Consider the following 11455-nt stretch of genomic DNA (forward strand, 5'->3'; position numbering starts at 1 on the left):
TCAGCCGGGGCGGCGCACCCCCAGGGTGTCCACGCCGTCGGCGTTCCAGTCGCCGGCGAACGCGGTGTCGGAGGGATCGCCGTAGCCGACCTGCAGGTCCGCCGGGCCCGAGGTCAGGCTGAAGCGCAGGTGGTAGACCATGCCGCGCCGCACGGCCAGCGTGTCCCCACGCTGCCCCGCGCTCCAGCGGCCGACCAGCACGGTGTCCTGCGGCTCGCCGTAGCCGAAGACGCGGTCGGCCACGCCCGTGCTCAGCCCGTTCTTCACGTGGTAGGTCGCACCGCGCCGGACGGTGAGGCTGTCGGCGCCGTCGCCGTCCCAGTCCCCGACGAGGACGACGTCGTCCGGGTCGCCGTAGGCCAGGACGCGGTCGGCCACCCCGGTCTGCAGTGAGTTCTTGACGTGGTAGCTGTTCCCGCGCCGCACGGCGAGGGTGTCGCGGCCGTCGCCGTCCCAGTCGCCGACCAGGACCGCGTCACCCGGGTCGCCGTAGGCGAAGCTGCGGTCGGCGACACCGGTGGTGTTCTGCTCGCGGACGTGGAAGGTGTTGCCCCGGCGGACCGCCAGGGTGTCGACCCCGTCGCCGTTCCAGTCGCCGACGAGGACGCTGTCCAGCGGGCCGCCGAAGGAGAACACGCGGTCGGCGAGTCCGGTGAAGCGGTCGTTGAGGAGGTAGGTGCTGCCGCTCCCGCCGATCTCGGTGCTCCGCGCGGCGGCGGGGGCCGCGGCCGGGACGAGTGCGGGACCCGAGGGGCCGCTCGCGACCTCGATCCGCGCCGCCGCTCCGGTCGCCTCCACGACCCGCACGGTGAACCGGGCGTCCCCGAAGGACACCGGCGCACCGCCCGGCAGCGCCACGGCCGGATCGCCGCCGGGGGGCGCCGTCCGCGACGGGGTGGCGTCGAGCAGCACCGAGGTGTCGTTCCCGTCGCGGGCGAGCCGGAGCACGACGCCCGACTCCAGCCGGCGCCGGTTCGCCGCCGAGCCCAGCCAGCCGTCCTGGCCGGTGGGCGTCCGGTACTCCAGCCAGTACTGGTCACCGTCGCTGTCGAGGAGCCGGACCGCGCGGGTCCCGGTGCGGGCACCGACCGGCGAGAGCACGAACTGCCCCGGGGGTGATCCGGCGAGGACCGTGGGCGCCGAGCCCGGGGGCAGCAGCCCGAGCCGCGCGGCGTGGGGGGCGCCCAGCGAGCCCAGCTGCTCCCAGGAGACGCCCATGACGTCGTACCAGTCGGCGTAGCCGATGACCCGGCAGGCCCCCGTCTCCACGGCACCGTCGCACTGCAGCTGCGAGGCGTGCCCCAGGCCGAAGTTGTGCCCCAGCTCGTGCGCCAGCACCGAGGTGACCGTGCTGCGCACGTAGAGCCGGCCACCGGAGGCCACCGTGCTGCCGACCTCGGCGAGGCCGGCCGAGCAGTCCGTCGCCGTCGACGGCAGGTAGACCAGCAGGTGCTGCCCGGGACCGCCGCGCCAGCCGGCGTGCGCGGCCGCTTCGTTCCACAGGGCGTAGGGCGAGCCGCAGCCGGCGGAGGCGCGGAACCAGCCGAACGACGCGGTGACGCCGAGCCGGACCGCCCCGTCGCTCTGCCGCGCCCAGAAGTCCGCGACCGGGCCGTTCACGGCCCCGACGACGTCGGCGAGGCCGGTGGCGTCCGGTGCCGAGCCCGCCGGGACGGCCATGACGACGGTGACGGCGTTGGTGGTGCCGCCGCTGGCCGCGGCCACCGGCGGGTCGACGGGGGCGGCGGCCAGGACGTCGGCGGCCAGCACCTCCACCGCCGGCTCCAGGTCCGCAGCGGTCGGCGACCGGTCGGCCACCTCGTCCCCGACGACCACCTCGACCGTGGCGCCGACGGGCAGGTGGTCGACGTCCTCGGTCGGCACCCGCACGGCCTCGCCGTCCCCGGTCTGGATCCAGGTCAGCGGGCCCTCGTCGGCGTGCGCCGCGGCGTGGCCCGCCTCCGGCCAGGCCTGCACCAGCTCGCCGACGACGGTGTCCCCCGCCACGGGCTCCTCCTCCGCGGCAGCGGGGAGCGCGGCGGACAGCACCACGACCGCAGCGACGGCGGCGACCATGTGCAGGCGTCGGGGCGGGGAACCGGGGAGAGCAGGCACGGCGGGACTCCTGGGGACGAGGACTCTCCCCTCATCGGCGCACCGGCCGGCGAACTGGAGGCCCGAGAGGGAGGAGGTCAGGCGGGGGTGCGCCGGCGGGCGGCGGCCCAGCCCGCGAGGGAGGCGAGGACCAGTCCGGCCAGGGCGGTGGCCGGGACCGCCCACGGGGAGCCGCCCGAGGTCTGTGCGGCGGTGGCCAGCACCGCGCGCACCGGCGCCGCGTCGGCCGTCCCGGGAGGCGGTGTCCCGGGCGCCGCGCCGGGGACGGCCTCCGGCAGGGCCGGGGGCACCGGCGGAGCCGGGGCCGGCGGCGTGCCGGGGGCGGACGTCCGCGGACCGGCGGCCCCCGCGCCGGCGAGCACCGACGGGGTGCCGGTGACGGGGGGCGCCGGCGTCGCCGGGACGCTGCGGGCGGTGGTGGTGACGCTGACCGTGGCGGCGGTGTCGGTGAGACCGGTGACGGTCACGGTGACGTCACCGCCGGAGAGGGACACCGGCACGCCGGCGGGCAGGGCGGCCTGCAGGTCGCCGTCCCACGACGCGGGGGCGGTGGGGGTGCCGTCGAGCAGCAGCGAGGTGTCCGGCATCGCGCCGGTGCGGTGCAGCAGCACCCCGGTCTGCAGCCGGAACCGGTTGTCCGCGGTACCGAGCCAGGTGTCCCGGCCGGCGGCGGCGCGCAGCTCCAGCCAGTAGGTGCCGCCCTCCGGGTCGGCGATCCGGACCGCGCGGGTGCCGGTGCGGCCGGCGAGCGGGGCGAGGGTCAGCGAGGTCGTCGCGCCGTCCGCGGGCAGCGCCACCTGGGCCGCGGCGGGCAGCACGCCGAGGGCCTGCGCCTGCGGGGCGTTCAGCGCGCCGAGCCGGCTCCAGGAGGCGCCCATGACGTCGTAGTAGTCCCGGTAGGGCGCGGTGCGGCAGGTGCCGCCCTCGACGGCGCCGTCGCACTGGTGTGCCGAGGAGTGCCCCAGGCCGAAGTTGTGGCCCAGCTCGTGGGCGATCACCGAGGGGAGGACGTCGCGGACGTAGAGCCGGCCGCCGGCACCCGGTCCCGCACCGACCTCGCCCATCGCGTAGGCGCAGTCGCCACCGGCGGGGCCGGCCACGTACAGCAGCAGGTGCTGGCCCGGGCCGTCGCGGAAACCGACGGCCTCGGCGACCCGGTTCCACAGCAGCGTCGGCGAGGAGCAGTCGACGTCCGCCTGCACCCAGCCGGGGACGGTCGCGGTGACGCCCAGGCGGATGCCGCCGTCGGTCTGCTCGGACCAGAAGTCGGCGACCTCGCCGTCGACCGCGCCCACCAGCTGCTCCAGCGTCGTCCCGTCCTCGTGCCCGCCGGGCGGCAGGACCCGCACGACGGTGACCTCGTTGGTGAGCGTCGCGGTGCGGGCGGCGGCCACGGGGGTGGCCTGCAGCAGGGCGGCGTCCAGCAGCTCCCGGGCCGGCTGGAGGCCCTGCTCCGCCGCGGCGTCGGTCAGCCGCTCGCCGACGGTGACCTCCACGGTGGCGCCCACGGGCAGTCCGGCGGCGGCGTCCGTCGGGATGCGGACGGCCGCCCCGTCGGCCCCCTCGACCCACGTCAGGGGGGCGTGGTCGGCCTCGTGGCCGGCCAGCGGACCGTGGCCGGCGGGCCCGGCCTCGGCCCAGGTCTGCACGAGCTCGCCGACGACGGTCTGCCCGGGGCCGGCCGGCTCGTCGGCGTGCGCGACCGCGGGCGGCAGCGCGAGGGAGACGGCGACCGCGGTCGCCAGACCGGCCAGCGCCCGGAGCGGGCGGCGGCGGGTGGCGGGGGTCTTCCGGGCGGGGTGCATCCCCCCAGCCATCGGCGGTCCGCGCCCCTGTCGGCACCGGATCCGGGAAGTCCAGTCGAACGCCCCGTCACATCGGTCGCAGGTGCCTCCTGCGCCCCGCGCGTCGCCTCCCGGCGACCCCGGCCGCCTCCGCCGCCCCGGGCGGCGCCGGCTCAGGCCAGGGCGTCGGCGCCCATCAGCCGGCGGCCGGCCTCGGTGATCGACCCCGACAGCGACGGGTAGATCGCGAAGGTGTGCGCGAGGTCGGTGACGGTCAGCCCCTTGGTGACGGCGAGGGCGATCGGCAGGATCAGCTCCGAGGCGCCGGGTGCCACCACCACACCGCCGACGACGACGCCGGTGGCCTGGCGGGCGAAGAGCTTGACGAAGCCGTCGCGCAGGTCGGCCATCTTGGCGCGGGCGTTGGTCGCCAGCGGCAGCCGGATCACGTCGATGTCGGCGCCCTCGGGCAGGGTCTTCTCCTGCACCCCGACGGTCGCGATCTCGGGGTGGGTGAAGACGTTGGCCGCGACCGTCTTGAGCCGGATGGGCGTGACCGCCTCGCCGAGGGCGTGCCACATGGCGATCCGGCCCTGCATCGCCGCGACCGAGGCCAGCTGGAACACCCCGGTGACGTCACCGGCGGCGTAGATGCCGGGCACGCTGGTGCGCGAGACGCGGTCGACGACGACGTGCCCCGACGGCGCGAGCTCCACCCCGCACTCCTCCAGGTTCAGCCCGGCGGTGTTGGGCACGGTGCCGACGGTCATCAGGGCGTGCGAGCCCTCGACGGCGCGCCCGTCGGTCAGCTCGACCGAGACCCCCTTCTCGGTGCGCCGCACGGCCGCGGCCCGGCCGCGCTCCAGCCGGCCTCCGCGGGACTGGAAGACCTCCTCGAGCACCTCGGCGGCGTCGGAGTCCTCCCCGGGCAGCACCCGGTCGCGGGAGGAGACCAGCGTGACCGGGACGCCGGCCTCCAGGTAGCCGGAGGCGAACTCCGCCCCGGTGACCCCGGAGCCGACGACGACCAGGTGCTCGGGCATCTCCTGCAGGTCGTAGACGTCGCGCCAGTCCAGGATCCGCTCGTGGTCGGGCTCGGCGCCCGGCAGCACGCGCGGGTCGGCGCCGGTGGCGATCAGGACGACGTCGGCCTCCAGCGTCTCGAGGACACCGCCGTCGGCGTCCACGAGCTCCACCCGGTGCTCGGCCAGGCCGCGGACCTCGTCGGCCATCCGCGCCTGCCCGGCGACCACGCGCACGCCCTCGTTCTCCAGGCGGGCCTTGATGTCGGCCGACTGCGCGACGGCCAGCCCCTTGACCCGCTGGTTCACCGCGGGCAGGTGGATGCCGACGGCGCCCAGCTCGGCGCCCTGGATGCCGAGGCGGAGGGAGTCGCGGACGTTGGTCATCACACCGGCGGAGGCGATGAACGTCTTGGAGGGGACGCAGTCGGTGAGCACGCTGGCCCCGCCGACGCCGTCCCGCTCGACGACGGTGACCTCCGCACCGAGGGATGCAGCGACGAGCGCGGCCTCGTAGCCGGCGGGACCGCCGCCGATGATCACGATGCGGGTCATGAGGGTCCTTGTCGGTGCGGTGCGGACACGTGCGGGGGCCCATTCTCCCCGCCGCGGACGCCCCCGTCGCCCATCCCCCGGGGTCGAGCGCGCCACACCGGCCGTAGGCTCGCGGTCGATGGGCCTCTACGCCGCCTACGGGTCGAACATGGACCCCGCGCAGATGCTGCGGCGGTGTCCCTCCTCCCCGCACACCGGCACCGGCTGGATCCGGGGCTGGCGGCTGACCTTCGGCGGGGAGGACCTCGGCTGGGAAGGGGCGCTGGCCACCCTCGTGCCCGACGACACCACGCCCGGGGAGTCGCTGTCCCCCGGCGTCTTCGTCGCCCTCTACGACCTCACCGACGCCGACGAGCGGGCCCTGGACGCCTGGGAGGGCGCCGACCTCGGCCTCTACCGCAAGCTGCACCTGCGGGTCGCCACGCTGACCGGCGACCAGGTCGCCTACGTCTACGTCCTCGACGCCTTCGAGGGCGGTCTGCCCTCGGCCCGGTACCTCGGCGCGCTGGCCGACGCGGCCGAGGCCGCCGGTGCCCCGGCCGACTACCTGGCCGAGCTCCGGTCGCGGGAGTGCCGCTCCACCGGCGTCTGACCCGCGCTCACGCGCAGGTGTCCGACCACCGGTCGGTGAGCTGGTCCTTGGCCGCGCTGACGTCGCCCGCGTCGGCCAGAGCGGGGTCGGTCACCGAGCCGCCGGGGGCTGGTCGGCGCCGGTGGGCGCGCCGAGGAAGGTCTCCAGCAGCTGCCGGGCGGCCAGGGCGGGGGTCAGCTCACCGGCGAGCACGGCCTGCTCCAGCTGGGGCGCGGCGGACCGCACGCCGGGGTGGGCGCGCAGCCGGTGCTCCAACCCGTCGCGGACCAGCTGCCGGGTCCAGCGCACCTGCTGGGCGCGCCGCTGCTGCTCGAGGGCGCCGGAGGCCCGGCGCCGCTCCTGGTGCTCGACCAGCTTGGCCCAGACCTCGTCGAGCCCCTCATCGGTGAGACCGGCGCAGGTGAGCACCGGGACGTCCCAGTCCTCCCCGTGCCCGCGCAGCATGCGGATCGCCCCGGCCAGTTCCCGGGCGGCCTTGCGGGCGTCGGTGGCGCCGGGCCCGTCGGCCTTGTTGACGGCGATGACGTCGGCGATTTCGAGGATGCCGCGCTTGATGCCCTGCAGCTGGTCGCCGGTGCGGGCGAGGGTGAGGAAGAGGAAGGAGTCGACCATCTCCGCGACGGTGATCTCCGACTGCCCGACGCCGACGGTCTCGACCAGCACCACGTCGTAGCCCGCGGCCTCGACGACGACCATCGACTCCCGGGTGGCCTGCGCGACCCCGCCCAGCGTGCCGGAGGTCGGCGAGGGGCGGATGAAGGCGGCCGGGTCGACGGCCAGCCGCGCCATCCGTGTCTTGTCACCGAGGATCGAGCCGCCGGACCGGGCGGACGACGGGTCGACGGCGAGCACGGCGACCCTGGACCCGGCCGCGGTCAGCGTCACCCCGAGCGAGTCGATGAAGGTCGACTTGCCGACACCGGGCACGCCGCTGATGCCGATCCGCCGCGCCGCCCCCGCGTGCGGCAGGAGCTCGACGAGGAGCTCCTGCGCGCGCTCGCGGTGGTCGGCACGGTGGGACTCGACGAGGGTGATGGCCCGCGCCACGGCACGCCGGTCCCCCGCCAGGACGCCCTCGACCAGCGCCGGGACGTCGACCGCCCGGCTCATGCGTGCCCGAGGCGGGTCGACAGCGTGCGCAACAGCTCCTGCGCCGCCTCGGCGATGACCGTGCCGGGCGGGAACACCGCCGCCGCCCCCATCTCGCGCAGGGTCGGGACGTCGTCGGGCGGGATGACGCCGCCGACGACGATCAGCACGTCCTCGGCACCGAGGGCGGCCAGCGCGTCGCGCAGCGCCGGGACCAGCGTGAGGTGGCCGGCGGCCAGCGAGGACACACCCACCACGTGCACGTCGGCCTCGACCGCCTGGCGGGCGACCTCCTCCGGCGTCTGGAACAGCGGGCCCACGTCGACGTCGAAGCCGAGGTCGGCGAACGCGGTGGCGATCACCTTCTGGCCGCGGTCGTGGCCGTCCTGGCCCATCTTGGCGACCAGGATGCGGGGACGGCGTCCCTCGGCCTCCTCGAACGCCTCGGCCATGCGGCGGGTCTCCTCCACCGGGCCGGACTGCCCCGCCTCGTCGCGGTACACACCCGAGATGGTGCGCACCTGCCCGGCGTGCCGCCCGTAGACCTCCTCCAGCGCGTCGGAGATCTCCCCGACGGTGGCCTTGGCCCGCGCCGCGTCGACGGCCAGCTTGAGCAGGTTCGCGTCCAGCTCGCTGCCCCGCCGTCCCTCGGCCGCGGCGCGGGCGGCGTCGGTGAGCCGGCGCAGCGCGTCCTGCACGGCCCCGGCGTCGCGGGTGGCGCGCAGCTCCTCCAGCTTGGCCTTCTGCTGGGCGAGCACGTCGGCGTTGTCGACCCGCAGCACCTCGATCGCCTCGTCGGCCTCCACCCGGTACTTGTTGACGCCGATCACCGGCTGGCGGCCGGAGTCGATGCGCGCCTGGGTGCGGGCGGCGGCCTCCTCGATGCGCAGCTTCGGGATGCCGTCGTCGATCGCCTGGGCCATGCCGCCGTGCTCGGCGACCTCCTGGATGTGCGCCCACGCCCGGCGGGCCAGGTCGTAGGTGAGCCTCTCCACGTAGGCCGAGCCGCCCCAGGGGTCGATGACCCGCGTGGTGCCCGACTCCTGCTGCAGCAGCAGCTGGGTGTTGCGGGCGATCCGGGCGGAGAAGTCCGTCGGCAGGGCCAGCGCCTCGTCCAGGGCGTTGGTGTGCAGCGACTGGGTGTGCCCCTGGGTGGCGGCCATCGCCTCCAGACAGGTGCGGACGACGTTGTTGTAGACGTCCTGCGCGGTCAGCGACCAGCCCGAGGTCTGCGAGTGGGTGCGCAGCGACATCGACTTGGCGTTCTGCGCGCCCGCCTCCTTGACCAGCCTCGCCCACAGCAGCCGCCCGGCCCGCAGCTTCGCGACCTCCATGAAGAAGTTCATGCCGATCGCCCAGAAGAAGGACAGCCGGGGGGCGAACGCGTCGACGTCCAGACCCGCGGACTTGCCCGCCTGCAGGTACTCCACGCCGTCGGCGAGGGTGTAGGCCAGCTCCAGGTCGGCCGTCGCCCCGGCCTCCTGGATGTGGTAGCCGGAGATGGAGATCGAGTTGAACCGCGGCATCTCCTGCGAGGTGAACGCGAAGATGTCGCTGATGATCTGCATCGAGGGCTTGGGCGGGTAGATGTAGGTGTTGCGGACCATGAACTCCTTGAGGATGTCGTTCTGGATGGTCCCGGTCAGCTGACCGTGGGAGACCCCCTGCTCCTCGGCGGCGACGATGTAGAGCGCCAGCACCGGCAGCACCGCGCCGTTCATGGTCATCGACACGCTCATCCGGTCCAGCGGGATGCCGTCGAACAGCTGCCGCATGTCCAGGATCGAGTCGACCGCCACCCCCGCCATGCCGACGTCGCCGACCACGCGGGGGTGGTCGGAGTCGTAGCCGCGGTGGGTGGGCAGGTCGAAGGCGATCGACAGCCCCTTCTGACCGGCGGCCAGGTTGCGCCGGTAGAAAGCGTTGGACTCCGCCGCGGTGGAGAACCCGGCGTACTGCCGGATCGTCCACGGCTGCGTCGTGTACATCGTCGGGTAGGGGCCGCGCAGGTACGGCGGCAGCCCGGGCAGGGTCGCGAGGAAGTCCAGGCCCTCGAGGTCGGCCGGGCCGTACAGCGGGGGGACGGCGATGCCCTCGGGGGTCTCCCAGGTCACCTCCGCCACGCTGCGGCCGGTGGTCTCCTCGAACCGCTTGGCCCAGTCGTCGACCGAGACGCCGGCCGCCGGACGGCCCAGCTCGACGCCGCTGAAGTCGGGGATGCCGCTCATGCCGGAACTCCCAGCTGCTCGTGGACTCGCTGCAACACGTCGAGCGCGTCGCACCCGGCGTACACGTACCCGTCGACGCCGTCGACACCCAGCGACGGCTTCCCGGCCAGCCACACCTGCGTGGCACCGGCGGCGCGCAGATCGGCGGCCAGCGCGGCCGCGGACTCGGCGTAGTCGCGGTCGGTGCCGCAGATGCAGGCCACCGTCGTCCCGGCCTCGGCGAGGCCGCCGGCCCCGTCGCCGGCCGGGGTCGCCAGGCCACCGGCCTGGAAGAGGTTGGCCGCGAACGTGGCCCGGGCGGTGTGCCGGGCGATGGGGCCGATCGTGGCCAGGTAGACCCGCGCCTGCCCGCCCGCGGCCTCGGCGCGGTCCCGCAGCGCCTCGTACTCCTGCGCCGCCCGCACCCGCGGCAGCCCCCCGGTCGGCAGCACCTCGGCGGCCGGCTGCCGCTCCGGCAGCCGCTCGGCCGGGTTGGGGAACTCGCTGACCCCGGTGATCGCCTCCGCGCGGGAGGCCAGCCGCCGGGAGCGGGTGGCCCACGCGGCGCCGATCCGGTCGGCGACCAGGCCCGAGGTGAGCGCGGCGGCCAGCCCGCCGGCGGCCTCGATCTCGGTGAACCACGCCCAGGCGGCCTGCGCCAGCGACTCGGTCAGCGACTCCACGTACCAGGAGCCGCCGCCCGGGTCGAGGACCCGGGCCAGGTGCCCCTCCTCGACCAGGAGGCTCTGCGTGTTGCGCGCGATCCGCCGGGAGAACGCGTCGGGCAGGCCGAGCGCGGCGTCGAAGGGCTGCACGGTCACCACGTCGGCCCCACCCACGCCGGCGGCGAAGCAGGCGACCGTGGTGCGCAGCATGTTCACCCACGGGTCGCGGCGGGTCGTCATCACCGAGGAGGTGACGGCGTGCTGGCGCTGACCCCGGACGTCGGCGGAGGCGCCGCTGACGTCGCCGACGCGGTCCCACAGCCGCCGGGCCGCGCGCAGGCCGGCGATGGTGGTGAACTGGTCGGCGCTGGCGGCGAACCGGAACTCCAGCTGGCCGAACGCCTCGTCCACGCCCAGGCCACCGTCGGTGAGCGCCCGCAGGTAGGCCACCCCGGCGGCCAGCGCGCAGCCCAGCTCCTCCACCGCCGAGGCGCCGGCGTCGTGGAACACCGTCCCGTCGACGACGACGGTCCGCAGACCCGGGTGCGCCATCGCCCGGCGGGCCAGGGCGGCCAGCCCGGAGAGGTCCTGCTCCTGGCCGGAGGCGGCGTGCAGCCCGAGCGGGTCCAGGCCCAGCGAGCCGCCCGGCGCGAGGTCGGTGCGGCCCTCCACGAGGGCGAGGAACGCCTCGGCGGCCGGCTGGCCGCCCTGCACCGTCACCGGCGCGAGGTCCAGCAGGACGTCGGTGAGCACCTCGCCCAGCGCGTCGACCGGGATCGCGCCCTCTCCCAGCACCAGCCACAGCGAGGTGACGCCGTTCTCCAGGTCGGCGGCGATCGCCTCCCGCGTGACCGCCACGTCGGGGTGGGCGTGCCGCTGCCGGACGTCCCAGCCGCCGGGGACGCCGAAGCCCGCCGGGTCCCCGCCGCCGGGCACCGTGGCACCGGCGCGGGAGCCGCGGACGAACGGCGGGAGACCGGGGACGCCGACCGCCGCGGGCAGCTCCCCGGCGTCCTCGGCGGTGTACAGCGGACCGACGGTCACCCCGGTCGCGACGGTCCGGCGCAGCGCGTCCTCGACCGGGTCGGGGAGCTCCTCGCGGCCGGCCTTGCGCAGCACGCCGGCGACGAGCTCCCGCCACTGCTCCCGGGTGGCCGCGGGGAACTCCCCGGCGAGCCGGAGGTCCTCGGGGACCTCGTGCTCGGCCGGCACCTCGGCGTCGCCGGGATGGGCCGGCTGCTGGTCGGCGGAACTCATCGTCGGGCTCCCCTCAGTCGATCTGCGGAGTATCTACCGCCGTTCGCCGGGACGTGCCCGGCCGGGGTGCGGTGGGGGGGCCCCCCCCCCCCCCCCCCCCGCCCCCGGCCCCCCCGGCCCCGCGCGCCCCGCCCCCCCCCCCCCCCCCCCCCCCCAAGGCCCCCCGCCG

The 11455-nt window shown here is 76.1% G+C and carries 7 protein-coding genes; 1 reads left to right on the forward strand and 6 read right to left on the reverse strand.

Annotated elements, in window-relative coordinates:
- The 3 genes from ACI79E_RS04955 to ACI79E_RS04965 all read right to left on the reverse strand — a co-directional run bounded on the left by ACI79E_RS04955 (position 1) and on the right by ACI79E_RS04965 (position 5476).
- Positions 1–2115, reverse strand: a complete 2115-nt coding sequence (locus tag ACI79E_RS04955) for a reprolysin-like metallopeptidase (protein WP_456931431.1) — start codon at positions 2113–2115, stop codon at positions 1–3.
- A 77-nt stretch (positions 2116–2192) separates the two neighbouring features.
- Positions 2193–3932 (reverse strand): reprolysin-like metallopeptidase, encoded by a 1740-nt coding sequence (locus ACI79E_RS04960; protein ID WP_456931432.1) that lies wholly within the window; start codon positions 3930–3932, stop codon positions 2193–2195.
- A gap of 140 nt (positions 3933–4072) precedes the next feature.
- Positions 4073–5476 carry an NAD(P)H-quinone dehydrogenase gene (locus ACI79E_RS04965; protein WP_456931433.1) on the reverse strand — a complete coding sequence of 468 codons (1404 nt, stop codon included), beginning with the start codon at positions 5474–5476 and terminating at the stop codon, positions 4073–4075.
- 118 nt (positions 5477–5594) lie between these two features.
- Here ACI79E_RS04965 and ACI79E_RS04970 point away from each other — a divergent pair, with 118 nt between their 5' ends.
- A complete protein-coding gene (locus ACI79E_RS04970; RefSeq protein ID WP_456931434.1) occupies positions 5595–6068 on the forward strand; it encodes a gamma-glutamylcyclotransferase family protein in 474 nt (157 codons plus the stop codon).
- A gap of 90 nt (positions 6069–6158) precedes the next feature.
- On the opposite strand, the gene meaB is transcribed toward ACI79E_RS04970, so the two are convergent.
- The 3 genes from meaB to ACI79E_RS04985 are packed head-to-tail and all read right to left on the reverse strand — an operon-like array spanning position 6159 to position 11286.
- A complete protein-coding gene (gene meaB / locus ACI79E_RS04975) occupies positions 6159–7178 on the reverse strand; it encodes a methylmalonyl Co-A mutase-associated GTPase MeaB (RefSeq protein WP_456931435.1) in 1020 nt (339 codons plus the stop codon).
- Positions 7175–9385: a methylmalonyl-CoA mutase gene (scpA, locus tag ACI79E_RS04980; RefSeq protein ID WP_456931436.1), complete on the reverse strand. Its 2211-nt coding sequence runs from the start codon at positions 9383–9385 to the stop codon at positions 7175–7177. The genes meaB and scpA overlap by 4 nt, the downstream gene beginning before the upstream one ends.
- A complete protein-coding gene (locus ACI79E_RS04985; RefSeq protein WP_456931437.1) occupies positions 9382–11286 on the reverse strand; it encodes a methylmalonyl-CoA mutase subunit beta in 1905 nt (634 codons plus the stop codon). The genes scpA and ACI79E_RS04985 overlap by 4 nt, the downstream gene beginning before the upstream one ends.
- Positions 11287–11455 lie beyond the last annotated feature (169 nt).

The organism is Geodermatophilus sp. SYSU D00079 (genome assembly GCF_054050635.1).